Consider the following 26,522-nt stretch of genomic DNA (forward strand, 5'->3'; position numbering starts at 1 on the left):
CGATGATGGAGGGATGAGCGACGTGCTCGACCGCTTCACTCCCGCCACGCAGGACTGGTTCCGGGGGGCGTTCCCCGCGCCCACTCCCGCGCAGGCGGGTGCCTGGAACGCGATCTCCGCCGGCAAGCACGCCCTCGTGGTCGCCCCGACCGGATCGGGCAAGACGCTGTCCGCGTTCCTGTGGGCGATCGACAGCGTGTTCCGCGAGCGCATGGGCGAGACCACGCCGTCGGCGAAGGGCGAGCCCCGAACGCGCATCCTCTACATCTCCCCCCTGAAGGCGCTCGGCGTCGACGTCGAGCGCAATCTCCGCTCCCCGCTGATCGGCATCGGCCAGTCGGCCAGACGGCTCGGGGTGACGGCCCCTGCGGTCACCGTCGGGGTGCGCTCCGGCGACACGACATCGAGCGACCGGCGAAAGCTGGTGTCCGATCCGCCCGACATCCTCATCACGACCCCCGAGTCGCTGTATCTCATGCTCACGAGCCGCGCAGGCGAGACGCTGCGTGGCGTGCACACCGTGATCATCGACGAGGTGCATGCCGTCGCCGCCACCAAGCGCGGAGCGCACCTCGCCGTCAGCCTCGAACGGCTCGACGCCCTGCGCCGCGCGAACGGCGTCGAGACGCCGGCTCAGCGCATCGGCCTCTCCGCCACGGTGCGGCCGATCGACGAGGTGGCCCGGTTCCTCGGCGGCTCTGCCCCGGTCGAGATCGTGGCACCTCCCGCCTCCAAGACCTTCGAGCTCGGTGTGGTCGTCCCGATGGACGACATGACGAATCCGCCTCCACCGCCCGGAGTTCCGGGAGACGCCGACGGAGCCGAATACTCCGAGGTCACCGGTTCGGTATGGCCGCACGTCGAGGAAGCGATCGTCGACCGCATCCTGCAGAACAACTCGACGATCGTGTTCGCCAATTCCCGTCGGCTGGCCGAGCGCCTCACCGGGCGACTGAACGAGATCTACTCCGAGCGGATCGGCGTACCCCTCCCCGATACGACCGTGCCCGCCGCGATGATGGCCCAGGCCGGAGCCACCGCGGGGGCCGATCCCGTGCTCGCGAAGGCGCACCACGGATCGGTGTCGAAAGAGCAACGGGCACAGGTCGAAGAGGAGCTCAAGTCGGGAGTGCTGCGCTGCGTCGTGGCGACGAGCAGTCTCGAGCTCGGCATCGACATGGGTGCCGTCGACCTCGTGATCCAGGTCGAGGCTCCGCCGTCTGCGGCCTCGGGTCTGCAGCGGGTCGGCCGCGCCGGGCACCAGGTGGGCGAGATCAGCCGGGCGGCCCTCTTCCCGAAGCACCGCGGCGACGTGCTGCACACCGCGATCGTGACCGAGCGCATGCTGGCGGGCAAGATCGAGGCGATCCAGGTGCCGCGCAACCCGCTCGACATCCTCGCCCAGCAGACCGTCGCGGCGAGCGCGCTGGGAGCCATCGGCGTCGAGGAGTGGTTCGAGACCGTTCGCCGATCGGCGCCGTTCCAGGCGCTTCCGCGTTCGGCGTACGAAGCGACGCTCGATCTGCTGGCGGGCCGCTTCCCCTCGGACGAGTTCGCCGAACTGCGGCCACGCCTCGTGTGGGATCGTGACGCCGGCACGCTGACGGGAAGGCCGGGGGCACAACGCATCGCGGTGACCAGCGGCGGCACGATCCCCGACCGCGGCCTGTTCGGCGTGTTCGTCGCGGGCGAGACGACCGGCGCCAGGGTCGGCGAGCTCGACGAGGAGATGGTCTACGAGTCGCGGGTGGGCGATGTGTTCACGCTCGGCACGACGAGCTGGCGGATCGCCGAGATCACGCACGACCGCGTGAACGTGATCCCCGCTTACGGGCAGCCGGGCAAGGTGCCGTTCTGGCACGGCGACGGCATCGGTCGGCCGTTCGAACTGGGCGAGGCGCTGGGGGCTTTCTCGCGCGAGGTCTCGGCGGCGACGCCCGAGAAGGCGGCACAGCGGCTCATCGATGCGGGGCTCGACGAGCAGGCACGGACGAACCTCATGGCCCATCTGACCGAACAGCGCGAGGCGACGGGCACGCTCCCCACCGACCGCACCCTCACCGTCGAGCGCGGCCGCGACGAGGTCGGCGATTGGCGGGTGATCCTGCACTCGCCCTACGGGATGAAGGTGCACGCGCCCTGGGCCCTGGCGATCAACGCCCGGGTGCGCGAACGTCTCGGCGTCGAAGGATCGGCGGTCGCGAGCGACGACGGCATCATCGTGCGCATTCCCGATGCCGAGGCGGAGCCGCCCGGTGCCGAACTGTTCGTGTTCGACCCCGAGGAGCTGGAACTCCTGGTCACCCAGGAGGTCGGCGGCTCCGCGCTGTTCGCCTCCCGCTTCCGCGAATGCGCGGCCAGGGCGCTGCTCATGCCCCGCATGAACCCGAACAAGCGCACACCGCTGTGGCAGCAGCGGCAGCGGTCGGCCCAACTGCTCGAGGTCGCCAGGCGCCATCCGACGTTCCCGGTGATCCTGGAGACCCTGCGCGAGGTGCTGCAGGATGTCTACGATCTGCCGTCGCTGCGCAAGCTCGCGACATCGATCGCCGACCGACGCATCCGCCTGGTCGAGACCGAGCCGGGCCAGCCGTCGCCATACGCCCGCGACCTGCTGTTCGGCTACGTGGGCGCGTTCATGTACGAAGGAGACTCTCCGCTCGCCGAACGGAGGGCGGCCGCGCTCTCGGTCGACCCCGCTCTGCTCGGGGAGCTGCTGGGCACGGTCGAACTGCGGGAACTGCTCGACCCCGACGTGATCGCGCAGTTCGAACGCGAGGCCCAGCGTCTCGATCCCGACCGCCGCGCACGAGGCCTCGAGGGCGTCGCGGACCTGCTCCGGATGCTCGGCCCGCTCGACGCCGAAGAGGTCACTGCGCGCATCGACCCCGAATCGACAGCAGGTGCCTCGGCAGCCGCTCTGCTGGACGACCTCGTCACCGCGCGACGGGCGATCCCCGTCACGATCGCCGGAGCGACCAGGGTGGCAGCGATCGAGGATGCCGGTCGGCTGCGCGATGCGCTCGGCGCAGCGCTGCCCACGGGAATCCCGGTGGCGTTCCTCGAACCGGTCGCAGATCCGCTCGGCGACCTCGTGGCTCGCCATGCCCGCACGCACGGGCCGTTCACGACAGATGCCGTCGCCTCCCGATTCGGGCTCGGTGCCGCCGTCGCGCGGCATACGCTGCAGCGGCTCGAGACGGCAGGACGGCTCACGAGCGGGTACTTCCTGCCCGAGGCGGCAGGCAGCGGCGACGCGGTCGAGTGGTGCGACTCCGAGGTGCTGCGTCGGCTCCGGATGCGCTCGCTGGCGGCCATCCGCGGTTCGGTCGAGCCGGTCTCTCCCGAGGCGTACGCACGGTTCCTCCCGGATTGGCAGCACATCGGTCGTCCGCTCGAAGGCGTCGACGGCGTGCTGAACGTGATCGAGCAGTTCGCCGGTGTACCGATCCCCGCGAGTGCGTGGGAGTCGCTGATCCTGCCCTCCCGCGTGCGCGACTACTCCCCGGCGATGCTCGACGAACTGACGGCATCGGGCGAGGTCATCTGGTCCGGACACGGCACCCTCCCGGGACGGGACGGCTGGGTGTCGCTGCATCCGTCCGACATCGCGCCCTTCACCCTCCCGGAGCGCGACACCGAGATCGCGTCCGACTCCCTGGAGTCGCGCATCCTCATCGCGCTCGACGTCGGGGGTGCCTACTTCGCCGGACAGCTGAAAGACATGGCGGCGGCCGAGAACGAGCAGTCGGTGCTCGAAGCGCTGTGGTCTCTGACCTGGGCGGGCTACGTCACCAACGACACCTTCGCCCCCATCCGCTCGCTCCTCACCGGCGGCTCGCAGGCGCACAAGGTCAAACGCCGTGCGCCCCGCGCCCGCACCTACCGCGGGGTGTCCTTCACCGGGACCGCGGCACCCCGCCCGCCCTCGATCGGCGGCCGCTGGTCGCTGCTGCCGGCGCTCGAGACCGATCCTGCCCGCCGGGCGACCGTCACCGCAGGGCTCCTGCTCGACCGCTACGGCGTCGTCACGCGCGGCGCCGTGCAGGCTGAGGGTGTTCCCGGCGGCTTCGCCCAGGCCTATCGGGTGCTCGCGGGCTTCGAAGAGGCGGGGCATTGCCGCCGGGGCTACGTGATCGAGAAGCTCGGAGCTGCGCAGTTCGCCGCGTCCGGCACCGTCGACCGGTTGCGCACCTATGCGGGCCTCGCGGATCCGCCGCCGCGCAAGGCCGTGACCCTCGCGTCGACCGATCCGGCGAACCCGTACGGCGCCGCCCTCGGCTGGCCCAAGCTCGACGGGGTCTCGCATCGTCCAGGGCGCAAAGCGGGCGGTCTGGTCGTGCTCGTCGACGGTGCACTGGTGCTGTCCCTCGAACGCGGCGGACGCACCGTGCTGTCGTTCAGCGACGACGCCGAGGTGCTGCGCGCCGCGGCCTCCGACCTCGCGGCCACCGCGCGCGCCCGTCGCCTCGACACGCTCACCGTCGAGAAGATCAACGGCGAGGGCGTCTACGGCACTGAACTCGCCCTCGCACTGCAGGAGTCCGGCTTCGTGGCGACCCCTCGCGGATACACGCTCCGCAAGGTCGTCTGAGCACTACGCCTACGCTGGAAGCCATGATCCGCGAGTTCGCCACCGGTATCCGCACACTGCTGCGCGGCTTCGGGCTGTGGCGCACCCGGCCGGGACTCATGCTGCTCGGACTGGTCCCCGCGATCATCGCATTGCTCCTGCTCGCTGCCGCGCTCGTACCGCTGATCATCGGTCTGCCGTCGGTCTCCACGTGGCTGACGCCGTTCGCCGAGGGGTGGCTCGAACCGTGGCGCGGCCTGCTGCGGTCTGCGGTGAGCTTCGTGATCGTCGCGGCCGCGCTCGCCCTGGCCAGCGTGGTCTTCAGCGCCCTCACCCTGACCATCGGCGATCCGTTCTACCAGCGCATCTGGCATGCGGTCGAGGCCGACCTCGGCGACGCTCCCCCAGCCGACGGTGGCAGCTTCTGGACCACTCTCGGCGAGGGACTCCGCCTGGTTCTGCTCGGCATCCTGATCGCGATCGTCGTGCTCCTCATCGGTCTGATCCCTGCCGTCGGCGGGTTCTTCGGCCCCATCGCCGGAGTCGTCCTGACCGGTCGACTACTGGCCCGAGAGCTCACGGGTCGAGCCTTCGATGCCCGCGATCTCAGCCTCGCCCAGCGCGCCGCCCTGTTCTCGGGCAGCCGGGCGCGGGTTCTCGGCTTCGGAGTGGCGACACAGCTCTGCTTCCTGATCCCTGGCGGGGCCGTCGCGATCATGCCGGCCGCCGTGGCCGGAAGCACGATGCTCGCGCGAGACATGCTCGCGCGAGCCGGATTCGCCACGTCCCCCACCACACCGCCCGTCGCGCCGCCCACCGCGTCGCCGCGCACCCCGCCGCCGCCCACTCCCATCGGCGCCCCCTGATGCCCGAGGGCGACACCGTCTTCCGCACGGCACGACGACTCGACGAAGCTCTGGCCGGCGCGGAGGTCACCCGATTCGACCTGCGCGTGCCCCGATTCGCCACGCTCGACCTGACCGGCCAGCCGGTGCATGCCGTGATCCCCCGCGGCAAGCATCTGCTCATGCGCATCGGCGACAGCACACTGCATTCGCATCTGCGCATGGACGGCGCGTGGTTCACCTATCGCCCCGGCGAGAAGTGGCGGCATCCGGCGTTCAAGGTGCGTGCGGTCGTCGGTACGCCGCGGGGCGAAGCCGTGGGCGTCGACATCGCCGAGATCGAGGTCGTCCCCACCCGTGACGAGGATCAGCTCGTCGGCTACCTCGGACCTGATCCGCTCGCCGACGACTGGGATGCGGCAGAGGCAGTCCGACGTCTCGAGGCCGACGCCCGCAGCATCCACGTCGCCCTCCTCGATCAGCGCAACGTCGCGGGATTCGGCAACGAGTACGCCGCAGAACTCCTGTTCCTCCGAGGAATCCTGCCGACCAGACCGGCGCCGGAGGTCGATGTCGCCGCCCTCCTCGACCTCGGTGTGCGCACGATCCGCGCCAACCGGGACCGCCGTCACCGCACCTTCACCGGCGTCGATCGGCCCGGCCAGGGCACCTGGGTGTACGGCCGCGCCGGACGTCCGTGCCGACGCTGCGGCACCTTGATCCGGCGGGGCGAGCAGGGCGCCGATCCGACCCGCGAACGCATCACCTTCTGGTGCCCCTCCTGTCAGCACTGACCACATCCATCCGCGGGAATGAATCCGCCCCTGTCGTGGTTGTTGATATATCCGGAGAACTCCGGAGCACGGGAGGAATCGTGGGCAAGAACTACGTCGACATCGAGAACGACCAGGGCGCGACGCTGCGGTATCGCAAGCACGCGAACGGCCGGGGTCTCGTCGCGCATGGCGCGAAGGTGCACCCGAAGGCACACATCGAGGCGGGTGCCTATATCGAACCGGGGGCGCGCGTCGGTGCCGGCGCGACCATCGCCCGCGGTGCCTGGATCGACGAAGACGCCGTGATCGGCGAAGGCGCGTTCGTGGACGCGCACGCGCACGTCGGCCATGGCGCGGCGATCGGCGATCACGCCTACGTGGGCGTCCGCACCGACATCGGTGCCGGAGCGCGCATCGTCCGCGGTGCCAGGATCGGCGACGACGAGACGGTCGCGGCCGGACTCACCATCGCGACGGATCAGAAAGGTCTGTGGCTCGCGGCCTGAGCGACCTCACCCGAGCGGTGCTCTCACAACAGCCGCCGCTCGGAGGCCCATGCCGTGAGTTCGTGTCGTGAGGAGAGCTGAAGCTTGCGCAGCACCGACGACACATGCGTCTCGACCGTCTTGATCGAGATGAACAGCTCCGACGCGACCTCTTTGTACGCGTAGCCCCGAGCGATCAGGCGCATGACCTCCTGCTCGCGTGCCGAGAGCCGGTCGAGTTCGTCGGTCGCTGTCGCGGTCTCACCGGCGACCGCCCCGAAGGCGTCGAGCACGAAGCCGGCAAGCCTCGGCGAGAAGACCGCATCACCCTCGGCCACGGCCCGCACCGCGCTGCTGACCTCGACGCCGGATGAGCCCTTCGTGATGTAACCCCGCGCGCCGGCGCGGATCACCCGCACCACGTCGGCCGCGGCGTCGGACACGCTCAACGCGAGGAAGCGGGCATCGGTCGGAGACGACCCGCGGATCACCGCCTCACCTCCGGCCGCGTCCTCGCCGTCGCCGCCCGGGAGATGCACGTCGAGGAGCACGACATCCGGTCGCGTCTCGCCGATCACCGAGATCGCCGACGGCACGTCTGCCGCTTCGCCCACCACATCGACGCTCGCATCGAGGTCTGCGCGCAGGCCGGAGCGGAAGATCGAGTGATCGTCGACGATCACGACACGGATGATCTCAGCCATGGTGCTCCTCCCGAGCCGTCGCACGCGGTACCGGCCGCTCCTGGTTGGACGGTGTCATGATGCGCAGATGCACCTCTGTGCCGCTCTCGTCGCTGCGAACCCCTCCACTGCCACCCGCACGGCGCATCCGTCCGATGATCGACTCGCGCACGCCCAACCGATCGCTGGGCACCTCATCGAGCTGGAATCCCGGGCCCCGATCGCGGATGAACACATCGACGCCTGACACGCTTCCCTCGATGTACACCGAGATCTCGCCTCCTGCGTGGCGGGCCGCGTTCAGGATCGCCTCCCTGGCGGCGGCGGCGAGCTCTCCGCTCGCCCGCTCTGTCGACAGGCCGGCGGAGACCACGTCGATGCGCACCGGGTAGTCGAGCTCCAACGCTCCGGCATAGTCGCGCAGGTCGGTCGGAAGATCACTGTCGGCCGGAGCATCGCCGTCGTACAACCAGGCACGCAGCTCGCGCTCCTGCGCCCTGGCGAGGCGCGCAGCTTCGCTGGAAGCTCCCGCCCTGTTCTGGATCAGCGCCAGTGTCTGCAGCACCGAGTCGTGCAGGTGGGCGGCCATCTGGCTGCGCTGCTCCTCGCGGATGCGGCGCACCCGCTCACCGGACAGCTCGCGCCATCGGGGTATCAACGACGAGGACACCACGGCCGCGAGCCCGACCAGCGGGAGCAGCACCAGCGCCACGCCCGACCGGGCCACCGGCCAGGACAGCAGGATCGTGAACAGCAGGGCCAGCAGGACGATGGAGAGGATCCGGATGCTCAGCGTGTGCCGTGGCCCCCGTGCGGTGTCGGTGCTGTCGATCAGCGTCGCCCAGAGCCCGGCGCCGGTCGCGAAGACCACCGTTCCGCCGACGACGACCGCCGCGACATCGGGAGGGATCGACCCGGTCAGCCAGTCGCTGCCGCCACGCCACACCAGCACGACGAGGACCCCCACGGCCGCGGGAGCCAGCAGCAGCCACGCCACGGGCATCCGTCTGGTCGGTGCGTCCTCACCCTCCGCCCACGGCGTGAACATCCAGCACCAGGCGTAGAGCAGCACCCCTGCACCGCCGCACAGCGCGAGGGCGATGAACAGAGCGCGCACCATCCACGGCCGTGCGCCCAGGTGGCGTGCGAGTCCGGCACTGACGCCGGCGACCAGGCAGTCGCGATCGCGGGTCAGCGACGGGCGCGGTGGAGCGGCGACGCGCGGAGGTCGCGCGGGAGCGTGCGCCGAAGAGGACATGTCGCCATCCAATCATCCGCGCCGATGCTCCGGGGGCTCCCCCGGCGAGAATCAGGGGTCGCTCAGGGGTTCCCCCCATGGCACAGCGCCCCGCGCCACCGCCAGGATCGAAGCATGACGATTCCGACTGCGCCTCCGCCCCCTGCCGATCCAGACGCTCCGGCCGTCGGCGGTCCCGGCACGGGCACCCCGCGCGGCGCCGACCGCTTCCTGCTCTGGGTCGCCGGTCTCGGCGTCGCCCGCTCCGAGGGCTGGCTGGGTGGCGTCGCCGCCGGTATCGCCGCACGCCTGCGGATCGACCCGCTCATCGTGCGAGGGGTGCTGGTGGTGGCCGCGCTCTTCGGACTGCCGGTGATCTTCCTGTACGCCGCCGCGTGGGCGCTGCTGCCCGACATCGATGGACGGGTGCACCTGCGCGACCTGCTGCGTCGCGACTACCAGCCCGTGCAGTGGGGCATCCTGGCGATGGCCGTCATCGGGCTGTTCCCGACCGCTCCGCTCGCTGGCCGCCTGTTCGGGCTCGGTTACGGCGACTGGTCGGCCCTCTCCCTCCTCAGCTGGATCGTCGGGCTCGTGCTCGTCGCCGGCCTGCTCTTCCTGATCGTGCGTGCTGCCAGCCGCACCCCGGGCGCTTCCGCGTCTGATCTGCCGACGGCTTCCGCAGATCAGACGGCCCCGGCCGCGTCCGCCCCCCTCGCCGGTTCGGGTACCGCCGAGGGGGCGGACGCCACTCTCTCCGCCGCCGCGGATTCCGACGCCGGCATCGCAGCAGAGCCGATGTCACCGGATCCCGCACTCGGCGCGATCCCGCCGGCACCGCCGGCCCCTCTGCCGCCCGGTTCGCAGGATCCCGCAGCCCTCGAAGCCTGGCGCGCCCAGCATGCCGCGTGGAAGGAACAGGATCAGGCGTGGCGGCGCCAGCAGCAGGACGTCGAGCGCGCCGCCCGCGACCAGCTGCGCCGTGAGCGCCAGGCCGAGGCCGCCGTGTTCGCCGCCGAAGCCGCCGAACGCCGTCGCATCCGCCGGGAGTCGAACCCGCGCGCCGGATTCGCGTTCGTGGCGACGATGGTGGGGCTCGCGATCATCACCGGTGCTGCCGTGGGACTGGCGACCGGCGCAGCCCAGCTCGGCGGAGCTCTCGGCCTCCTCGCCGCAGCCCTGATCCTCGCGCTCGGGATGATCGTCGCCGGGGCGTTCCGTCGGCGCAGCGGTTTCCTGGCCTTCGTGACGGTCATCACGCTCGTCGGCGGACTCGTGGCCGGGGCGTTCTCCACACTGCAGGGCCTGACCTTCGGATGGGCCTCGATCACCAACAGCCGCGAGCAGCACATCCGTCAGCCGTTCGGCGACCTCTCCGTCACCCTATATCAGCACGACGGCGCGCCGCGACCGATCGTGATCGAGAAGTCCTCCGGGGGGACGTACATCTATGTGGATCCCGGCGTCGAGCTGCAGCTCCGAGCGACGGTGGACACGGCATCCGTGACCTGGACCCGCGTGGAGGGCGACTCGGGAACGATCGTCGACTCCGGCACGTGGCTCGGCACGCGTGACGGAGACGAGCGCGCAGGAGAGGAGGCGGTGATCGTGCAGAGCATCTCGGCCGACACCGCCTCCCCGACGACCATCCAACCGATCACCCTCGATCAGAACAGCGGTGACATCTCCATCACCGTCGCCGAGCCCGCGAAGGAAGACCAGTGATGAGCGTTCCGTCGATCACCGAGACCACCGCCGTGCCCCGCACCCGCTGGGCGGCCATCATCTGGGGGCTCCTGTTCGCCGCGATCTCGGCGACAGCCCTCTGGATGCTGGCAGACGCCGACCGCCGCGATGCAGCCGCCGACGCCCTGCTGGCCCTCACCCCGACGGCCGCCGTCACGGTCGCGCTCCTGACCGTCGGCGTGCTGCTCCTGGTCGGCGGAGCCGCCGGACTCGTCCGTCGCGCGCAGCGGAAGCTCTCCACCACGAGCCCTGCTGCGCCGACGGAGGTGCCGGGCACTCCCGCCGAGTAGCCTTGACCGCATGGCGAACCAGGGAAGACGCCCCGCGAAGGGCACAGGCCGCGGAACACCGGTACGCCGAAACAAGGCAGCACCCGCGGAGCGGTATCCCCCGCAGAAGCCGAAGAAGCCCACCTCCAAGGTCGTCTTCGATGCCCCGCAGCCCGAACCGGAAGCGCCGCGCACCTTCCGCCTCGGCGCTGTGCCTGGCGCGACCCCCGGCAAGTGGATCGACGCCTGGAAGCAGCGGATGCCGCGTGTGCCGCTCGAGCTCGTGACGATCGACCCGGCCGCCCAGCGCGATGCACTCGACCGCGTCGATGCGGCGCTCCTTCGTCTGCCCCTCACCGACGAGTCGCTGCACATCATCCCCCTGTACGACGAGGTCCCGGTCGTCGTCGCAGCGGTCGATTCGCATCTGATGGCCGCGGAGCAGCTCACCGCGGCCGACCTCGAAGGCGAGGTCGTGATCACGCTGACCGACGATGTCCTGGGTTCTCCCGTGTTCCCGGGGACTGTCCCGGCGACCTTCGATCCCCTTCCCACCGACGAGGCGATCGCGACGGCGGCATCCGGCGTCGGCATCGTCGTCGTCCCGATGTCTCTCGCGCGTCTGCACCATCGCAAGGACGCCGATCACCGCGTCCTCGCGCACGGACCGACCTCGACCGTCGCGCTGGTGTGGCCGCGGGAGCACACCACGGCCGACGTCGAGACGTTCGTGGGCATCGTCCGCGGTCGCACGGCGAACTCCTCGCGGTGACCGCGTCTGCTCGGCCACGCGCGCTCGTTAGAATCTCCTGATGGCCTCGCTTCTCTACGTCTGCGTGCGACCCGAGACCGGGGCGGCGGATGCCGAGCATGCCTCCTTCCGTCGGGCGCTGGGCGTCGACGTGGTCGACCGGCTCGATCTGCTGCACGGGACGTTGCCGATGGAACGCCTGCGGGGATACCGCGGCATCGTCGTCGGGGGCTCGCCGTTCAACGTCTCCGATGCGGTGAAGTCCGCCGAGCAGCTTCGCGTCGAGGCCGACCTCCGCACGCTGGCCGACGCGGCGATGGCCGCCGAGGTCGCGGTGTTCTTCACCTGCTTCAGCATCGGTGTCGTCACCCGCATGCTCGGCGGCGAGGTGGTGACCGACACTCCGGAGCCCGCGAGCGCCACGGTCATCGAGACCACGCAGGCGGGCGCGGCCGATCCAGTGTTCGGACCCAGCGGCTCCGCTCTGACGGTCTTCACGGCCCATAAGGAGAGCGCGGCGGCGACCCCGCCCGGCGCCGTGCTGCTGGCCACGAACGAGGCCTGCCCCGTGCAGGCGTACCGCGTGGGCACGCATCTCTACGCCGCTCAGTTCCACCCAGAGCCCACGCCTCGCGATTTCGCCGACCGGATGACGTTCTACCGCACCACCGGCTACTTCGACCCCGACGAGTTCGACGCCGTGCAGCAGCAGGTTCTCGCAGCCTCGGTCACCGAGGGTGCGGCCCTGCTGCGACGCTTCGCCGAGACCTTCGCCTGAATCAGCTCGACGCCGAGTCGCGGAGCAGCGGTACGCGCTCGCGCAGGTATGCCTCCAACGGCATGAATCCTCCCGCGGTGCTCCAGCGCACGGAGGGCACGCCGTCGACCTGAGCGAGCGGACCGGATGAACCTCCGGCGTCCACGGCGTCGACGTCGACGACGCTCCATCCCACATGCACGACATCGCCCTCGTCGAAGCCGCCGCGCAGCGCCTCGGCCCTGCGCTCCGCCCGCTCCCTGGCCGACTCGGCCGTGTAGCCGCGACGCCCCGGGTCCGCCGCGCGCAGGACCTCGGCCGTCGCCAGCGCATGTGTCTCGGTCAGCAGCAGCACACCCAGGTGCCACGCCTCACCGACCCTGACGATGCGACGCCCGCGCCAGCGCGAATCGCGCTGTTCGCCGAGCCCTTCCTTCGGAGCGCCCTTCAGGTCGTGCACGGCCTGTGTCAGCAGCGCGGATGCGGTGGTCACAGCTCTCCCTGTCGTGTCTTGTCGGCCAGTCGCGGGCCCACGACCTCCGCGCGGTCGCCACGGAGCGTCATCCCGATCAGGGGATACAGCAGCACGGACAGCATTCCGGCTCCGACGAGCGCCGCAGCCGTGCCGGTGTCGAGCATCTTCTGATCCACACCGATGGCGGTGACAGCCACGATGATCGGCAGGCCCGTCGCGGCGAGCAGTCCGAGGGCCGCGCGGTCGCGCACGCTCATCCCCGCCGGCGCCGAGAGCTGCGCCGCGGATCCGCGGATCACGAGCAGAGCGATCAGGAAGATGGGCACCAGCCCCAGCGCCGTCGGCGAAGACAGCAATGCCTGCAGATCGAACGTGACCCCGGTGTAGAGGAAGAAGATCGGCACGAGGAAACCGAAGGCGATCGCCTCGATCTTGCTCTCGACCTCTTCCGCGTCCTTCTTCGGTGCACGCGCCATGATGATGCGCCAGACCGCCCCGGCCACGAAAGCCCCGAGCAGCATGTCGAGATCGAGCATGACGCTCAGCCCGACGAGAGCGGCGATGAGCAGGATCACGAAGCGCACGCCGAACTGATCCGAGGTGTGCAGTGTCGCCCGCACGATGCCGTGCAGCCGCCCGTGCGGGACGCGGTGCGCCAGCAGCACCGCGAGCCCGGCGAGCACCACGAAGGTCAGCAGCACGGCCGTGGCGATCGGCGTGGTCCGCGTGCTGAGGAAGATCGAGATCGCGATCAACGGGAGGAACTCGCCCACCGCGCCGATCGCGCTGATGGCACGGCCGAAGGGGGTGTCGAGCTCGCGGGCATCGCGCAGGATCGGCATCAGGGTGCCCAGCGCCGTGGAACTAAGCGCGATGCCGACCACCACCATCCCCTCTCCCGGCGCGAAGAAGAAACCCAGGCCTATGCCCAGCAGCACGCTGAGCAACCAGCCGAGTGATGCGCGGGCGAGCGGCTTGCCCGCCACCATCTTGAAGTCGATCTCGGTTCCGGCGACGAAGAACAGCAGCGCGAGGCCGAAATCGCTGAGCTTCTCCAGCAGCGGTCCCGGTTCGACCCAGCCGAAGACAGCGGGACCGACGAGGATGCCGAGCACGAGCTCGAACACCACGATGGGCACCCGGACCACCGGTCGCACGCCGCGTGCGAGAAGCGGCGCCGCCACGGCGAGCAGCGGGATCAGCACGAGGCCGAGGTCACTCGCATTCATGCTCTCAGGGTAGGTGAGAGCGGTGCAGTGCGCAGGCAGTGCAGCGGGTGATCTTTCGCGATTCGCCCGCTCGGCGCATCCACGGCAGAATCGATGCACACCCTCGAGGAGCCCCCATGTCTCAGCCCGATACCGCCCGCCTGCTCATCGCCTGCGACGACCAGCCCGGCATCGTCGCCGCCGTCGCCGGCGTGCTCGCTCATCACGGCGCGAACATCATCTCGCTCGATCAGCACTCGACCGACTCCGAGGGCGGTCGCTTCTTCCAGCGCACGGTCATCCACCTCGACGGTCTGGCAGCGGCGCGCCCGGCACTCGAAGCCGACATCGCGGCCGTCGCCGAGCGCTTCGGCATGGAGTGGTCGCTGCACGACGTGGCCCGCCGCAAGCGCGTCGCGATCTTCGTCTCGAAGTACGATCACTGCCTCATGGAGCTGCTGTGGCGTACGCAGCGCGGACAGCTCGACATCGACATCACCATGGTCGTGTCCAACCACCCCGACCTGGCCGAGGCCGTCCGCTCGTTCGGTGTGCCGTTCGTGCACATCCCCTCCGGCGACAAGGCCGCCATGGAGGATCGTCAGCTCGAACTGCTGCGCGGGAACGTCGACCTCGTCGTGCTCGCCCGCTACATGCAGATCCTCTCCGACGACTTCATCACGCGCCTCGAAGCTCCGGTCATCAACATCCACCACTCGTTCCTGCCCGCGTTCATCGGAGCGAACCCGTACGCTCGCGCCAAGGACCGTGGCGTCAAGCTGATCGGCGCGACCGCGCACTACGCGACGGCGGATCTCGACGAGGGACCGATCATCGAACAGGACGTCACGCGCGTCACCCACTCCGAGTCGGCCGCCGAGCTGCAGAGTCGCGGTGCCGACGTCGAGCGCCTCGTGCTCGCCCGCGCCGTGCAGTGGCACGCCGAGGATCGCGTGATCGTGCACGGCAAGTCCACCGTGATCCTCTAGCCCGGTCGTTCCCGGGTGGACGCGGGTCAGTCGCGGTCGCTCAGGATATCGACCGCGAGCCCGTGGGAGGCCGCTGCCAGGCGTCGGTCATTCGTCCACAGCGCGGAGCAGCCCGCGATCCGGGCCGCAGCGAGGGTCACGGCGTCGCCGGGAGCCCTGCCATCAGCTCGGCGAAAGCCTCGGCAGCCGAGCCATGACGCACCAGCGGCGCGGCCTGCCCCATCCACAGCGACTGCAGCGCGCCCAGGTTCTGCTCCCCCGCCGCGGTGCGGAAGCGCCCTGTCAGCCAGTTCTGCATCGGGAACGGCGCGATCGTGCCGCTCGCCTCGATCGCCCGCACCACACGGTTGCGGGCGCCGCGAGCCAGGCGTCCGCTCATCGCACGTGTGAGCACGGTCTCGTCGGCGGCGGTGGATCGGATCGCGTCGCGGTGCGCTTCGTTCGCGGCCGACTCCGCGGTGGCGAGGAACGCCGTCCCCACCTGCACTCCCGCCGCGCCCAGGGCGAACGCCGCCGCCACCCCGCGACGATCGGCGACACCTCCTGCCGCGATCACGGGCACCCCGACCGCGTCGACCATCTGAGGCACCAGCGCGAACGTCCCGACCAGCGACTCCTCCGCTGAACGCAGGAATGCGACCCGATGACCCGCGGCCTCGGCGCCGCTCGCGACCACGGCGTCCACGCCCGCTGCGTCGAGCGCGACGGCCTCAGCCACCGTGGTCGCCGTGCCGACGATGAGGATGCCGCGGCGATGCGCCTCCTCGATCAGGTCGTCCGACGGCACGCCGAACACCACGCTGAGCACGGCGGGCTCGATCTCCCAGACGGCCTCGAGCTGTTCGTCCAGGGTCGGGGCGTACCGCTCCGGCCGCGCGGGGACGTCCACGCCCACGGCTTCGTAGAACGGCTGCAGGGCCTGCGCGAACACGGTGTGCTGCGGGTTCGGCTCGACCTCGTCTCCCATCGGAAGCCAGACGTTCACCGCATAGGGCCGGTCGGTCAGGGCACGCAGCTCGGCCCCGGTCGCACGGATGCGATCGCCGTCGTAACCGTAGAGTCCGAACGACCCCAGTCCACCCGCGTTGCTGACCGCGGCGGTGAGCGCGGTCGAGGAGAGCCCGCCGAACGGGCCGAGAACGATCGGATGCTCGATCCCGAGCAGGGTGCGAAGGTCACTCATGCTTCGACGTTACGCCCGCGGGCGACCCCGAGGCCCCGTTCGAATCGCGCAACTGGTCGCATCCGACGCCCGGAGGGAACCAGTCGCGCGATTCGAACGTCACCCGGACCCCGGTGATACCCTCGTCGCAGGAAGGGGTGCGCACATGAGCGAGTGGTTCGGGCAGATGCTGAGCTTCGTCGCGACCGCGATCGGCCTCGTGTCGATGCCCGACGCAACGGCCCTCGGCCTCGCGATCGCGCTGCTCGCAGTGACCGCCCTCACGCTCGCCATCGTGCTGAGCGTGCACCCCGAGGCCACAGCCGACGCCCCGCATCCACTGCGGGCCATCGACGTCGGCACCCTCCTCACGCAGAGTGACCCCGATGCCGCCGGGCATCCGCGCCCTCGGGCACCGGGAGTCGCGACCGCCGCGTAGTCCGTTCGCACGACGGGACAGCGCGGCCTTCGCCGACCCTTCCCGACCCCACGAACGGACACTCTCTTGGACATCTTCGCTTTCCCTCCTCTCGCCGCCCTCCTCGACGCCGCCTACGGCGCCATGACCGGGCTCTCCGACCTCCTCACCCCTCTCGCCGGCGCCGCGGCCGCAGCACTCGCCGTGGTGCTCGTCACCCTGCTGGTGCGGGCGCTGCTCATCCCGGTGGGCATATCCCAGGCCAAGGCCGAACAGACCAGGGCGCGTCTCGCCCCGAAGCTGCGTGAGCTGCAGCGCCGCCACAAGAAGAACCCCGAGCGCCTGCAGAAGGAGACGTTGGCGCTCTACAAGGCCGAGAACACGTCGCCGTTCGCGGGGATGCTCCCGGTGCTGGCGCAGGCCCCCGTCGTCGGCATCCTGTACACGCTGTTCCTCCGTCCCGAGATCGCCGGTCATCCGAACGAACTGCTCGCGCACGACCTGTTCGGCGCCCCGCTGGGGACGAGCCTGGTCTCCGCGCTCTTCGGCGGCACGGCCACGCCCGCCACGTTCCTGGTGTTCGGAGTGCTGCTGGCGGTCATGGTCGCGGTCGCCGAGGTCACCCGCCGCGTATTCCGTCCCACTCCGGTCGAGGGTGACGACTCCCCGTTGAACTCGCCCACGATGCTGCGCGTCGTCTCGGCGACGCACTACCTCACAGCGGTCTTCGCCGCATTCGTGCCCCTCGCCGCTGCGCTCTACCTCACCGTCACGGTGGTGTGGACGCTCGTCCAGCGCGTCATCCTGCGTCGGCGCTTCCCGCTGCCGACGCCGACGGTCAATCGGGCAGCGGTATCGGCGCGGTGAAGGGACCGGAGGGGCCGCCGTCGCGACGGTCCCTCCGCACGCCGAGCGTGGTGCCGACACTCGCGGCGATCACGAGAGCGATGGCGAGCATGCGCAACGGCGTCGCATCCTGACCGAGGATGAGCCAGCCGGCGAGGGTGGCGAACGCCGGCTCCAGGCTCAGCAGCACCCCGAAGACGCGCTGCGGAAGCCGCCGCAGCGCCGCGAGCTCGAAGCTGTACGGGATGACCGACGACAGCACCGCGGTGATCGCCGCGAGCAGCAGGAGCTGCGGGTCCATCGCCACGGTCGACACAGCGGGAACGCCGACCGGGATCAGCAGCACGGCCGCGACCACGAGTCCCATCGCCAGGCCGCTGCTGCCGGGGATGAGGGCGCCGACGCGGGCGCTCATCCGGATGTACATGGCCCAGAATCCGGCGGCGATGAGGATGAACACGACCCCGAGCGGATCGAGCGGCTCGGCCCCGATCAGCCCGTCGATGCCGAGGACGACCATGCCCAGCAGGGCGATGCCGACCCAGGCGAAATCTCTGAGCTTCCGGGTGATCACGGCGGCGAGGACGAGCGGTCCGAGGAACTCGATCGCGACGGCGGGCCCCAGCGGGATGCGATCGATCGCGGCGTAGAAGAAGCCGTTCATCGCCGCCAGCGAGACTCCGAAGAGCACGGCGGCAAGCCACTGCGCGCGGGTCCACTTCCCCGGTCGCGGCCGCACGATGACGACGAGCAGCACCGCGGCGATCGCCACGCGCAGCGAGGTGACCCCCCACGGTCCGAGCACCGGGAAGAGCTGGGCCGCGACAGCAGCGCCGAAGGGAAGTGAGAGGCAGGAGCCGATGACGAGCACGACCCCCACGAGGGGACCGGACGCGGTGGGCTTCTGCACCAGACAAGCTTAGGCGGCGACTGTCGAGACCCACCCTGCTGTCGAGACCCACCGTCCCTGTCGAGACCCACCGTCGAATGCGCGACGGCGCGTGGGTGTCGACGAAGACGATGGGTCTCGACGGGTGCCGTACGGGTCAGAGGTGTTTGCCGCCCGTGACCGCGATGACCGATCCCGAGGTGTAGGAGGACTCGTCCGACGCCAGGTACACATATGCCCCGGCGAGTTCCGCGGGTTGCCCTGCCCGTCCGAGCGGGGTATCGGCACCGAAGGTCGCCAGGCGCTCGGCGTCCCAGCCCGTCGCGGGGATCAGCGGTGTCCAGATCGGGCCGGGGGCCACGGCGTTCACTCGGATGCCCTTGGGCCCTGCCTCCTCGGCGAGCGCCTTCACGAACGCCACCTGTGCCGCCTTGGTCATGGCGTAGTCGATCAGACCCGGCGAGGGGTTGTAGGCCTGCACCGACGCGGTCACGATGATGCTCGCACCGGGTTCGAGGTCGGGATAGGCCGCACGTGCCGAGAACAGCATTCCGGCCAGGTTCGTGTCGAAGACCCGACGCATCCGCTCCGTCTCCAGCGACGCGAAACCGTCGATGTCGTGCTGGTAGCCGGCGTTGAGCACGAGCACGTCGAGTCCACCCAGCTCGCTCCGGGTCTTCGCGACGATGTCGGTCGCGAACCCCTCGTCGCGCAGATCGCCCGCGAATCCCACTCCGATCCGGCCGGCCTCGCGGACCAGGGCGAGGGTGTCCTCCGCGTCGTCCTGTTCCTCGGGCATGTGCGCGATGGCGACGTCCGCGCCCTCTCGGGCGAAGGCGATCGCGACGGCGCGGCCGATGCCCGAGTCCCCGCCCGTGATCAGAGCACGTCGTCCTCCCAGGCGACCGTGGCCTGCGTAGGTCTGCTCCCCGTGGTCGGGCTCCGGCCGGGTCCGCTCCGTCAGCCCCGGCTGATCCTGATGCTGCGCGGGGAAGCCCTCCTCGCGATGCGCGTGCCGGGGGTCGGTGGTGTCGTCTGTCATGGCGATCCTCCTCATCTCGTGGAACGTGTCGTCTCGTGGAACGTGTCGTCGTACGAGCGACTCTCCCCGAGGGCCGCCCTCCCGTCAGGGGGGTTGACAGGTCCGCCCTGTGCGAGGGGTCGAGAGGATCAGACGGGCGGGGTCACCGGGACTTCCTCGGTGCCCGGCTCGGTTCCCGATTCCGCGGGCTCGGGAACGAGGTAGAGCCCGCTCGGAGCGTTCGCCGTGAAGGCGAGTGCCTCGATCCAGGCGCGGTTGACGGAGGGCTGCCTGCTGCCGAAGTACTTGAAGACCAGCGCGCTGCCGGGCTGGATCCAGACGGTGGTGCGCCCACCGCCCACGCTGGTGTCTTCTCGCCAGCTGAACGGGAAGGGCTCACCGCGACGCAGCTTGGCGGTGATGACGAGCTGCAGATGCGTGAGCGCCCGGTCCTCGATCTCGGTCTTCACGCTGCCTTCATAGACGAACTTTCCCATGCACTGCTCCTCGGTCGTGGCGGTGGGGACGACGGTTGCGACCCATTGTTCCCCAAACAGCCGACGGCCACACAGTCCCTCGGCGGGTGGATCCGATGCCGGGTCGCCACAGCGAAGTCAACCCCCTCGGCGAGATCTGGAGGGACGCATAGCCTCATTCCACTCGACCCCGAGGAGGGCACTGCCATGAACGACCGACACATCGATGACCGCCCGGACGAGGGCAACACCCCGGGCACCACGCACGCGTCGTGGGGCGCGGGAAACCCCCGTCTGCGCATCACCAGGGACGACGAGCGCACCGAGTTCGCGCTCGAAGACGATGTCGTCCGCGTCGGCTCGGCCGAGGGCAACGAACTGCGCCTCGCCGACACCGACCCGGTGCACGCCACGATCACTCACGACGACCGCGACGAGTACGTGCTGACCCTGCACGGCGAGGGCGAGACGAACGCGAGCCTCGGCGTGGACGCGACGCACGTGGATGAGAACTCCGAGACCCTGCGCACGGGCGCGCACTTCACGGCGGGTCCGTGGACCCTGGTGTTCGCCCGCGACGAGTTCGCCGATCACGGACGCCCCTACGGCGGCCGCGCGGGCGGAGAGTACTCGGACCAGCCGCTGCAGCCCTCTCGTCCGGACTACGACGAGAGCGAAGAGCGATGACGCTCGAGAACGGACGCTCCGCACGGTGACCGCTCTCGACGCTCTCGACTCGGACACGCAGAGCCACATCGCACGGTTGAGCGAACTCGCCGCCGAGCGGGAGCTCCGCATCGGAGTGGCCGAGTCGCTGACCTCGGGCATGCTCGCGGAGACGATCGGTGCCGGCGACGGTGCCTCCGGCTGGTTCGCCGGGGGCATCGTGGCCTACTTCACCGACGTCAAGGAGCGCGTGCTGGGACTGACGCCGGGAACGGATCCGTGCTCTGCCGCCTGCGCGGAGCAGCTCGCCGCCGGTGCACGGACCCTGTTCGATGTCGACCTTGCGGTCTCGACCACCGGTGTGGGCGGCCCGGAACCCCAGGGCGGGCACGCGGCGGGAACCGTCTATCTGGGCTGGGCCACGGCCGATGGCGACGTGGGCCACCGTCGACTGGCACTTGTCGGCGACCCGGAAGAGGTGCTCGCGTCGACCGTCGGTGCGGCCGTCGGCCTGCTGGCGTTCCACGCCGAGGGGCTGCGACCGCTGGGTCCGCGGCGCGGTCAGGAGAACGACGGCGAAGACCGTCGTCCGCACTGACCACGGCATCGCCACGAGTCGCGCATCGTCACAGGCCGCAGCACCCCCGCCGGCGCGTTGGCCGCAGCTTCACCGGCCGGGCACGAGCCCTATCCGCAGCGGCGCCTGTGGGGTGGTCGCCTCGCGCAGCGCCGCATCGATCTCGGAGAGCGGCCGCACCGCGCCAACGGCATCGGCGAAGGGATAGGCCCTCCCCCGGCCCGCGAGGAACGCCACCGCTTCAGCCAGCTCTGCGCCCGTGTAGTTGTGGATGCCCGCGACGGTGACGAGCCGGCGCACGATGCTCTCGGCGTCGAACGGAACCGGGTCAGCGGGGAACACGCTCCCGACCAGCACGACCGTCCCCCCGACCGCCACGCCGGCGAGTGCTTCCTGCACGGCATGCCCCGACGCCTCGATCACGACATCAGGATCCCGGTCGAGACGCGTCGCTCCGAACCGTGCGGCCAGACCCTGCCTGTCGACGTTCGGGTCCCGCACCTCCACGGTCGCCCCCTGTTCGGCGGCGATGGCTGCGGCGGACAGCCCCACGAGACCCGCGCCGTGGATCCGCACGGAGGCCCCGTCGAGGTCGTGGTCCTTCGCCGCTCGAGCGACCGCCGCCCACGCGGTGGCCGTGGCGCACGAGGCGGGCGCGAGCACCGCGGCGGGGAGCGCCTCGGGCACCCTGACGATGGCCGTCCCCTCCCTCAGCTGCACGTGACTCGCGAACGCTCCGGTGAGGTCGCCGTGCGCGCCGACGCGATCGTGCCCGTACTTCCCCAGATCACGGCATTTCTGCGGCAGCCCCCGCAGGCAGCGATCGCAGCTCGCGCAGGATACGGTCACCGACCACACCACCCGATCGCCGATCCGCAGCGGAGTGCCGTCCACGGTGCGCGCGCCGGCGTCGCCGATGGCGATCACCCGTCCGACGCTCTCGTGTCCGAGCACCAGGGGCGTCGGAGCGGATCGTCGTCCCCGCACCGTGTGCACGTCGGATCCGCAGATCGTCGACATCTCGACCGCCACGAGCGCGTCCCCGTCCGCGAGAGCCACTCCCGGTACCGCGATCGTCTCGTGCGGGTGGCCTTCGCCGACCCAGACCATCGCGGTGGCCGCCGGGCGCAGCGCGACGTCTCGGCGGTGGCCGGGCGGACGGATCAGCAGCGTTCCCATGGCGCGATCCCTCAGGAGGTGGCGACGAGCGGCAGCAGCTCGCGCTGGACGAGCACATCCCGCAACGCGCTCACATCGCTCAGCACGGCATCGGCTCCGGCGGCGCTCAGTGCCGGACGATCGTGGGCGCCGGTGAGCACGCCCGCGACGAATCCGGCGCCGGCTCGACGACCCGACTCGACATCGCTGACGGTGTCGCCGACGACCGCGATCGACTGGACGGATGACGCCTGCGTGCGCAGCAGGGCCGCCAGCACGAGGTCGGGCGCCGGGCGTCCGCGTCCGGCGTCGATCGGCGACAGCGCGAGGTCGACGAGGTCTCGCCAGCCGAGTCCGTCGATCAGGGCGTCTCGGGTCACCGGGGCGAAGCCGGTGGTGAGCACGACCTTCAGCCCGGCGTCCTTCAATCCCTGGATCGCATCGGCGGCACCGGGGATCTCGGAGACGCCCTGCTCGGCGACGATCTCGGCGTACGCGCCCTCGAACGCGGCAGTGGCACGTGCCGCGGCCTCTGCGTCGCCGCCGGAGAGGTGCGTGAAGACGTCGATCTTCGACTGCCCCATGGTCACGCGCACGTAGTCGAGCGCCTCGTCCCACGGCATCCGGTCGGCGACGCCGGTGCGCTCGGCGGCGCGCTGGAAGGCCTGCTCCACGACGCCGTCGTCGAGCACCGTGGTCCCCGCCATGTCGAGGACGGCGAGTTCGAGAGGAGTGGTCATGATGTTCCTTCCATTGCTGCCGTCCACCCGAAGGCGGCGGCGAGGTTCTCTTCGGCGAGTCCGAGGCCCGTGGTCATCCCGATGCCGGTCGTCGCGGCGAGCACCAGCACACCGTCGTCGCCCCGGTCGATCAGGAACTCCTGCGGGCCCTTCGCGTACACGCCCTGCCAGCGCTCGATCACCCGCGGTGCGGGTGCGTCGAACAGCGCCTCGGCCTCGTCGAGGAACGCGGTGAATGCGGCCTCGGGCTGGAACGGCGCCGGGGAGAGCGCCGTGGCGTGCGAGTCCCCGATGATGAGCGTGCCGTCGGGGAGCTGCGTGTACATCTGGTTGAGGTCGATCGCTGCGAGATCGGGCCGCTCGGTGTGCAGACGCTCGCGCACCGCACGGGCCTCCGGTCCGTCCGCGAAGCGGCCGTAGCGCACGAGCGACCAGCCGGTGAGCAGGGGGGCCGCGAGCGGACGCGGGAACGACACGGCCGCCCGCATCATGTCGAGCGCGCACCGCACGACCCCGTGCCTTTCGGCGACCTCCGGGAGCAGCTGGTCGATGTCGTGATTCACGGCGACGACGACGCTCCCGCAGGCGATCGGCCCCCGAGTCGTGTCCACCCGCCCGGCCCCCACAGCGGTGACCGCGGTGCGGAAGCGGAACTCGACGCCGAGGGCGACCAGGTGGCGCACGATCGCGTCCGCCGCGGTGCGCGGATCCGTCTGCAGGTCGGTCTCGATGTGCGCGCCGCCGACGAGTCCCTCGGCGCGGAGCGGGGCCGACCGCAGGAGTTCCGAGGCTTCGAGCATGCGGATGCCTCCCTCACGGGATGCCGCCTCCAGCACGGCGAGCTCGTCGTCGTGTCTGGCGGCGACCAGCGTGCCCGACTCTCGCAGCCAGAACCCGGCATCGTGCGAGAGGCGCAGCCACAGGCCCCGCGAGAGATCGGCGTAGCGCCGCGCCTCGCCACCCTGCGCGCCGATGCAGAGGTGTCCGAAGTTGCGGATCGTCGCACCGACCGGCCCATCCGTGCGGTCGACGACGATCGCCCGCAGCCCACGCCGGACCGCCGCGTACGCCGCACCGAGGCCGACGATGCCGGAGCCGACGACGACCACATCCGCCGTGTCGAGAGCGCGATTCATCGGAACACCTTCCGCATCCACATGGCGAGACCTTCGACCACGAGCACCGTGGCGAGGATCATCAGCACGATGGCCGTCACGGTCTCGTAGCGGGACCCCTGGCTGGCGTTGAGCAGGTAGTAGCCGACCCCGCCCCCGCCGACGATGCCGAGGATGGTCGCCGCGCGGATGTTCGTGTCGAGCATGTAGAAGCTGTGCCCGATGAGCGCCTGCATGCCCTGCGGCACGGTCGCCGAGGTGTAGGTCTGCAGACGTGTCGCGCCGACCGCCCGCAGCGCGCGCTCCGGTCCGCGGTCCACCTCTTCGAACGAGTCGGCGATGAGCTTGCCGAGCAGCCCGATCCCTCCGATGGCGAGCGCGATGACGCCGGCCTGCGCCCCGAGACCCGTGATGACGACGAGCACGATCGCGAGGATCAGCTCCGGGATGCCGCGGATGCCGACGAGCAGCAGTCGTGCGGTCCCCCGCGCACCCGAGCTCGGAGCGACGTTGCGGGCGGCGAGGGAGCCGAGCAGCAGCGACGGGAGCAGGGTGAGCACGGTCGCGGCCAGGGCGATCGCGACCGTCTCCCGCATCGCCTGGAACATGGCGCTCGCGTCGTAGTTGCCGAACGAGGGCGGCCAGAAGCGCGCCGCGACCTCGGGCAGCTTGGCCCAGAATGTGATGAGGTCCATCCAGTTGATCTGGCTGACCAGCACGCTTCCGATCACCACGAGCACGGCGACGACGCCGGCGATGGTGTGCCGGATGCGCTGCGCGGTCCAGGGGCGACGCACGGCGGTCTCCGGGCTGGCCGCCCAGGCGGGGCGCTCGACCTGGGTGGATGCGGCGTGCGCACCGAGGCGCGGATGCAGGATCCGGTCGATCCAGGAGCGGGTGTGCTTCTGTTCGCCGAGCATCGCTCCGCGGACCATGCTCGAGACGATCTCCATCGCGACGCACAGGATGAAGATCACGAGGGCTATGCCGAGCCCCTTGCCGTAGTTGAGCGACTTGAACGCGTACGACATCTCGAGGCCGAGGCCGGCGACGCCGACGTAGCCGAGCACGACACTGCCGCGCAGGTTGATGTCGTTGCGGTGCAGCACGGTGGCCACCCAGCTGGGCAGCACCTGCGGCAGGATGCCCGACGTGAACTCTTGCATCTTCGACCCACCCGCTGCGCGGATGGCGAGGCGGGGTCCTTCGTCGATCTGCTCGATCGCATCGGCGAACATCTTCGAGATCATGCCGATCGAGTGGATGCCGATGGCGAGGATGCCGGGAAGCGTGCCGAGAGAGAACATCAGCACGAACGCCATCGCGAGGACGACGTCGGGCAGGGCGCGGGTGAGGACGCCGATGAAGCGCGCGGCCGCGCGCCAACCGTTGCCTGGCGTGGTGTTGGATGCGGCGAGATAGGCGATCGGCACCGACAGCACGGCAGCGAGGAGCGTGCCGACGAGCACCAGGCCAACGGTGAGGGCGATCAGCCAGGCGAGGTCGCCGGGCGCCGGGAACGTGAGTCCCCCGACACGGGCCATGAAGTTCTCGGCGTTGCCCCAGCTCTGCACCATCGCCGGGATCGAGATGTCGACGTCGCGGACGGCGAGGATGCCGAGCACCACGAGCGCGACCAGGGTGAGCGATGCCGCGATCCGCTCGGGCGAGATCGGGCGCTTCGGAGCGCGCTCGGCGACCGACTGCCCGCCGCCCCGAGGCACCGGCCCACCGCCGCGGGTGGCTGCATCCGTCGCGGAGTCGAGGGCCGTCATGATGCGGCCACCTGCGCAGCCGCCTCCACGAGCTCCTCGGCCACGGCGCGGATCTCGGCGGTCGTGGTGGCGACACGGCCGTAGATCTCCATGACCTCGGCCTTGGTGAGGTCACCGGTCGGGGTGTCCAGCACCACTTCGCCGTGGCGCAGACCCACGATGCGGTCGGCCCACGAGATCGCGAGGTCGACCTGGTGCAGGCTGCAGACGACCGTGAGTCCTTCGTCGGCGGCGATCTCGCGGATCAGCGCCATGACCTGTTCGCTCGACTCGGGGTCGAGAGAGGCGACCGGCTCGTCGGCGAGCAGGATCGCGGGCTTCTGCATGAGAGCGCGAGCGATGGCCACACGCTGCTGCTGTCCGCCCGAGAGGGTGTCGCTGCGCTGGTAGGCGCGGTCGAGGAGCCCGACGCGGTCGAGGTGCTCGAGCGCGGTGAGCTTTGCCGCCCGCGAGTAGCCCCAGAGACCGAGACGCGGCCCGCGCACACCCGACAGCGATCCGGTGAGCACGTTCTCGAGCACGGTGAGAGAGGGAACCAGCTCGAACTGCTGGAAGATGAACCCCACACGGCTGCGGAGGTCGCGCAGTGCCCTCCCCTTCAGCGACGGGACCTGGGCGCCCAGCACCTCAACGGAGCCCGCGGTGGGGATCTCGAGGCCGTCGAGGTGGCGCAGCAGGGTCGACTTCCCCGAGCCGGAGAGGCCCAGGAGCACGACGATCTCTCCGCGGGACACCTCGAGCGAGGCATCCTTCAGCGCGGTGGTCGTCCCGAAGGTCTTCGTCACGCCGTCGAGGCGGATGAGGGCGTCGGATGCCGAGGCGGTCATGTCGTAGCTCCTGTGTTGTCGTGAGTCGTGCGGTGGTGCCCTCCGTCTCGTCCGGGTG

Annotated in this window: 26 protein-coding genes; 13 read left to right on the plus strand and 13 right to left on the minus strand. The window is 70.5% G+C overall.

Features of this window, described 5'->3' with window-relative positions; genetic code table 11:
- The first annotated feature begins 13 nt into the window (after positions 1-13).
- From AX744_RS05435 to AX744_RS05450, 4 genes are all read left to right on the plus strand, one after another.
- Positions 14-4,594: an ATP-dependent helicase gene (locus tag AX744_RS05435; RefSeq protein WP_061015688.1), complete on the plus strand. Its 4,581-nt coding sequence runs from the start codon at positions 14-16 to the stop codon at positions 4,592-4,594.
- A 23-nt stretch (positions 4,595-4,617) separates the two neighbouring features.
- Positions 4,618-5,439 (plus strand): EI24 domain-containing protein, encoded by an 822-nt coding sequence (locus AX744_RS05440; protein WP_061015690.1) that lies wholly within the window; start codon positions 4,618-4,620, stop codon positions 5,437-5,439.
- The gene (locus AX744_RS05445; RefSeq protein WP_061015692.1) at positions 5,439-6,212 is read left to right on the plus strand and encodes a DNA-formamidopyrimidine glycosylase family protein; all 774 of its coding nucleotides are present in this window, start codon (positions 5,439-5,441) and stop codon (positions 6,210-6,212) included. Before AX744_RS05440 ends, AX744_RS05445 begins: the two co-directional genes overlap by 1 nt.
- A gap of 80 nt (positions 6,213-6,292) precedes the next feature.
- Positions 6,293-6,700, plus strand: a complete 408-nt coding sequence (locus tag AX744_RS05450) for a DapH/DapD/GlmU-related protein (RefSeq protein ID WP_017829277.1) — start codon at positions 6,293-6,295, stop codon at positions 6,698-6,700.
- A gap of 23 nt (positions 6,701-6,723) precedes the next feature.
- Here AX744_RS05450 and AX744_RS05455 read toward each other — a convergent pair whose 3' ends face one another.
- Together AX744_RS05455 and AX744_RS05460 are read right to left on the minus strand one after the other, a co-directional pair.
- Positions 6,724-7,383, minus strand: a complete 660-nt coding sequence (locus AX744_RS05455) for a LuxR C-terminal-related transcriptional regulator (RefSeq protein ID WP_061015694.1) — start codon at positions 7,381-7,383, stop codon at positions 6,724-6,726.
- Entirely contained in the window at positions 7,376-8,620 is a 1,245-nt protein-coding gene (locus AX744_RS05460) for an ATP-binding protein (protein ID WP_046747753.1), read from the minus strand. The genes AX744_RS05455 and AX744_RS05460 overlap by 8 nt, the downstream gene beginning before the upstream one ends.
- 114 nt (positions 8,621-8,734) lie before the next feature.
- Between AX744_RS05460 and AX744_RS05465 the strand changes: the two genes are divergently transcribed.
- Genes AX744_RS05465 through AX744_RS05480 form a run of 4 tightly spaced genes read left to right on the plus strand, consistent with a single transcriptional unit; the run spans position 8,735 to position 12,143 of the window.
- On the plus strand, positions 8,735-10,324 hold the full coding sequence (locus AX744_RS05465) for a PspC domain-containing protein (RefSeq protein ID WP_061015696.1): 1,590 nt from the start codon (positions 8,735-8,737) through the stop codon (positions 10,322-10,324).
- Complete coding sequence (locus AX744_RS05470; RefSeq protein WP_058632370.1) at positions 10,324-10,635, plus strand: hypothetical protein; 312 nt, start codon at positions 10,324-10,326, stop codon at positions 10,633-10,635. Before AX744_RS05465 ends, AX744_RS05470 begins: the two co-directional genes overlap by 1 nt.
- A 10-nt stretch (positions 10,636-10,645) precedes the next feature.
- The gene (locus AX744_RS05475) at positions 10,646-11,386 is read left to right on the plus strand and encodes a substrate-binding domain-containing protein (RefSeq protein ID WP_061015698.1); all 741 of its coding nucleotides are present in this window, start codon (positions 10,646-10,648) and stop codon (positions 11,384-11,386) included.
- Between the two features lie 40 nt (positions 11,387-11,426).
- On the plus strand, positions 11,427-12,143 hold the full coding sequence (locus tag AX744_RS05480; protein WP_061015700.1) for a glutamine amidotransferase-related protein: 717 nt from the start codon (positions 11,427-11,429) through the stop codon (positions 12,141-12,143).
- A 1-nt stretch (position 12,144) separates the two neighbouring features.
- Here AX744_RS05480 and AX744_RS05485 read toward each other — a convergent pair whose 3' ends face one another.
- On the minus strand, positions 12,145-12,615 hold the full coding sequence (locus tag AX744_RS05485) for a hypothetical protein (RefSeq protein WP_046747748.1): 471 nt from the start codon (positions 12,613-12,615) through the stop codon (positions 12,145-12,147).
- Entirely contained in the window at positions 12,612-13,826 is a 1,215-nt protein-coding gene (locus AX744_RS05490; RefSeq protein ID WP_046747747.1) for a cation:proton antiporter, read from the minus strand. Before AX744_RS05490 ends, AX744_RS05485 begins: the two co-directional genes overlap by 4 nt.
- Positions 13,827-13,942: 116 nt before the next feature.
- On the opposite strand from AX744_RS05490, the gene purU reads away from it, so the two are divergent.
- A complete protein-coding gene (gene purU, locus AX744_RS05495; RefSeq protein WP_046747746.1) occupies positions 13,943-14,794 on the plus strand; it encodes a formyltetrahydrofolate deformylase in 852 nt (283 codons plus the stop codon).
- Positions 14,795-14,930: 136 nt separating this feature from the next.
- Here purU and AX744_RS05500 read toward each other — a convergent pair whose 3' ends face one another.
- Positions 14,931-15,977, minus strand: a complete 1,047-nt coding sequence (locus AX744_RS05500) for an NAD(P)H-dependent flavin oxidoreductase (protein ID WP_061015702.1) — start codon at positions 15,975-15,977, stop codon at positions 14,931-14,933.
- 145 nt (positions 15,978-16,122) lie between these two features.
- Between AX744_RS05500 and AX744_RS05505 the strand changes: the two genes are divergently transcribed.
- Both AX744_RS05505 and AX744_RS05510 read left to right on the plus strand, forming a co-directional pair.
- Positions 16,123-16,395 carry a DUF6412 domain-containing protein gene (locus AX744_RS05505; RefSeq protein WP_046747744.1) on the plus strand — a complete coding sequence of 91 codons (273 nt, stop codon included), beginning with the start codon at positions 16,123-16,125 and terminating at the stop codon, positions 16,393-16,395.
- A 66-nt stretch (positions 16,396-16,461) separates the two neighbouring features.
- Positions 16,462-17,241 carry a YidC/Oxa1 family membrane protein insertase gene (locus tag AX744_RS05510; RefSeq protein WP_046747743.1) on the plus strand — a complete coding sequence of 260 codons (780 nt, stop codon included), beginning with the start codon at positions 16,462-16,464 and terminating at the stop codon, positions 17,239-17,241.
- Here the strand turns inward: AX744_RS05510 and AX744_RS05515 are convergent.
- From AX744_RS05515 to AX744_RS05525, 3 genes are all read right to left on the minus strand, one after another.
- Positions 17,213-18,130 (minus strand): EamA family transporter, encoded by a 918-nt coding sequence (locus AX744_RS05515; RefSeq protein WP_061015704.1) that lies wholly within the window; start codon positions 18,128-18,130, stop codon positions 17,213-17,215. The two genes, AX744_RS05510 and AX744_RS05515, sit on opposite strands and share 29 nt — an antisense overlap.
- Positions 18,131-18,266: 136 nt before the next feature.
- Positions 18,267-19,151 carry an SDR family oxidoreductase gene (locus AX744_RS05520; protein WP_046747741.1) on the minus strand — a complete coding sequence of 295 codons (885 nt, stop codon included), beginning with the start codon at positions 19,149-19,151 and terminating at the stop codon, positions 18,267-18,269.
- Between the two features lie 128 nt (positions 19,152-19,279).
- Positions 19,280-19,627 (minus strand): DUF7882 family protein, encoded by a 348-nt coding sequence (locus AX744_RS05525; RefSeq protein ID WP_046747740.1) that lies wholly within the window; start codon positions 19,625-19,627, stop codon positions 19,280-19,282.
- Positions 19,628-19,813: 186 nt separating this feature from the next.
- Between AX744_RS05525 and AX744_RS05530 the strand changes: the two genes are divergently transcribed.
- Together AX744_RS05530 and AX744_RS05535 are read left to right on the plus strand one after the other, a co-directional pair.
- The gene (locus tag AX744_RS05530) at positions 19,814-20,293 is read left to right on the plus strand and encodes a hypothetical protein (protein WP_061015706.1); all 480 of its coding nucleotides are present in this window, start codon (positions 19,814-19,816) and stop codon (positions 20,291-20,293) included.
- Between the two features lie 25 nt (positions 20,294-20,318).
- Entirely contained in the window at positions 20,319-20,870 is a 552-nt protein-coding gene (locus AX744_RS05535) for a CinA family protein (RefSeq protein WP_061015708.1), read from the plus strand.
- Between the two features lie 69 nt (positions 20,871-20,939).
- Here AX744_RS05535 and AX744_RS05540 read toward each other — a convergent pair whose 3' ends face one another.
- The 5 genes from AX744_RS05540 to phnC are packed head-to-tail and all read right to left on the minus strand — an operon-like array spanning position 20,940 to position 26,464.
- Positions 20,940-22,028, minus strand: coding sequence for an alcohol dehydrogenase catalytic domain-containing protein (locus AX744_RS05540; protein WP_061015710.1), 1,089 nt, complete (start codon positions 22,026-22,028; stop codon positions 20,940-20,942).
- 11 nt (positions 22,029-22,039) lie between these two features.
- A complete protein-coding gene (locus AX744_RS05545; protein ID WP_046747737.1) occupies positions 22,040-22,747 on the minus strand; it encodes a phosphonatase-like hydrolase in 708 nt (235 codons plus the stop codon).
- Positions 22,744-23,883 carry a TIGR03364 family FAD-dependent oxidoreductase gene (locus AX744_RS05550; protein ID WP_061015711.1) on the minus strand — a complete coding sequence of 380 codons (1,140 nt, stop codon included), beginning with the start codon at positions 23,881-23,883 and terminating at the stop codon, positions 22,744-22,746. The genes AX744_RS05545 and AX744_RS05550 overlap by 4 nt, the downstream gene beginning before the upstream one ends.
- On the minus strand, positions 23,880-25,637 hold the full coding sequence (phnE, locus tag AX744_RS05555; protein WP_082682666.1) for a phosphonate ABC transporter, permease protein PhnE: 1,758 nt from the start codon (positions 25,635-25,637) through the stop codon (positions 23,880-23,882). Before phnE ends, AX744_RS05550 begins: the two co-directional genes overlap by 4 nt.
- Positions 25,634-26,464 (minus strand): phosphonate ABC transporter ATP-binding protein, encoded by an 831-nt coding sequence (gene phnC, locus AX744_RS05560; protein ID WP_061015714.1) that lies wholly within the window; start codon positions 26,462-26,464, stop codon positions 25,634-25,636. The genes phnE and phnC overlap by 4 nt, the downstream gene beginning before the upstream one ends.
- Positions 26,465-26,522 lie beyond the last annotated feature (58 nt).

It is taken from the genome of Microbacterium sp. CCH5-D1 (assembly GCF_001557335.1).
Taxonomy (GTDB): Bacteria; Actinomycetota; Actinomycetes; order Actinomycetales; family Microbacteriaceae; genus Microbacterium; species Microbacterium oxydans.

Coding starts and splice junctions, on each gene's coding strand:
- AX744_RS05470 (WP_058632370.1), top strand. CDS start 10,324: ATGAGCGTTCCGTCGATCACCGAGACCACCGCCGTGCCCCGCACCCGC.
- AX744_RS05490 (WP_046747747.1), bottom strand. CDS start 13,826: ATGAATGCGAGTGACCTCGGCCTCGTGCTGATCCCGCTGCTCGCCGTG.
- AX744_RS05465 (WP_061015696.1), top strand. CDS start 8,735: ATGACGATTCCGACTGCGCCTCCGCCCCCTGCCGATCCAGACGCTCCG.
- phnC (WP_061015714.1), bottom strand. CDS start 26,464: ATGACCGCCTCGGCATCCGACGCCCTCATCCGCCTCGACGGCGTGACG.
- AX744_RS05460 (WP_046747753.1), bottom strand. CDS start 8,620: ATGTCCTCTTCGGCGCACGCTCCCGCGCGACCTCCGCGCGTCGCCGCT.
- AX744_RS05500 (WP_061015702.1), bottom strand. CDS start 15,977: ATGAGTGACCTTCGCACCCTGCTCGGGATCGAGCATCCGATCGTTCTC.
- AX744_RS05435 (WP_061015688.1), top strand. CDS start 14: ATGAGCGACGTGCTCGACCGCTTCACTCCCGCCACGCAGGACTGGTTC.
- AX744_RS05550 (WP_061015711.1), bottom strand. CDS start 23,883: ATGAATCGCGCTCTCGACACGGCGGATGTGGTCGTCGTCGGCTCCGGC.
- AX744_RS05475 (WP_061015698.1), top strand. CDS start 10,646: ATGGCGAACCAGGGAAGACGCCCCGCGAAGGGCACAGGCCGCGGAACA.
- AX744_RS05525 (WP_046747740.1), bottom strand. CDS start 19,627: ATGGGAAAGTTCGTCTATGAAGGCAGCGTGAAGACCGAGATCGAGGAC.
- AX744_RS05530 (WP_061015706.1), top strand. CDS start 19,814: ATGAACGACCGACACATCGATGACCGCCCGGACGAGGGCAACACCCCG.
- AX744_RS05540 (WP_061015710.1), bottom strand. CDS start 22,028: ATGGGAACGCTGCTGATCCGTCCGCCCGGCCACCGCCGAGACGTCGCG.
- phnE (WP_082682666.1), bottom strand. CDS start 25,637: ATGACGGCCCTCGACTCCGCGACGGATGCAGCCACCCGCGGCGGTGGG.
- AX744_RS05505 (WP_046747744.1), top strand. CDS start 16,123: ATGAGCGAGTGGTTCGGGCAGATGCTGAGCTTCGTCGCGACCGCGATC.
- purU (WP_046747746.1), top strand. CDS start 13,943: ATGTCTCAGCCCGATACCGCCCGCCTGCTCATCGCCTGCGACGACCAG.
- AX744_RS05445 (WP_061015692.1), top strand. CDS start 5,439: ATGCCCGAGGGCGACACCGTCTTCCGCACGGCACGACGACTCGACGAA.
- AX744_RS05480 (WP_061015700.1), top strand. CDS start 11,427: ATGGCCTCGCTTCTCTACGTCTGCGTGCGACCCGAGACCGGGGCGGCG.
- AX744_RS05520 (WP_046747741.1), bottom strand. CDS start 19,151: ATGACAGACGACACCACCGACCCCCGGCACGCGCATCGCGAGGAGGGC.
- AX744_RS05455 (WP_061015694.1), bottom strand. CDS start 7,383: ATGGCTGAGATCATCCGTGTCGTGATCGTCGACGATCACTCGATCTTC.
- AX744_RS05440 (WP_061015690.1), top strand. CDS start 4,618: ATGATCCGCGAGTTCGCCACCGGTATCCGCACACTGCTGCGCGGCTTC.
- AX744_RS05545 (WP_046747737.1), bottom strand. CDS start 22,747: ATGACCACTCCTCTCGAACTCGCCGTCCTCGACATGGCGGGGACCACG.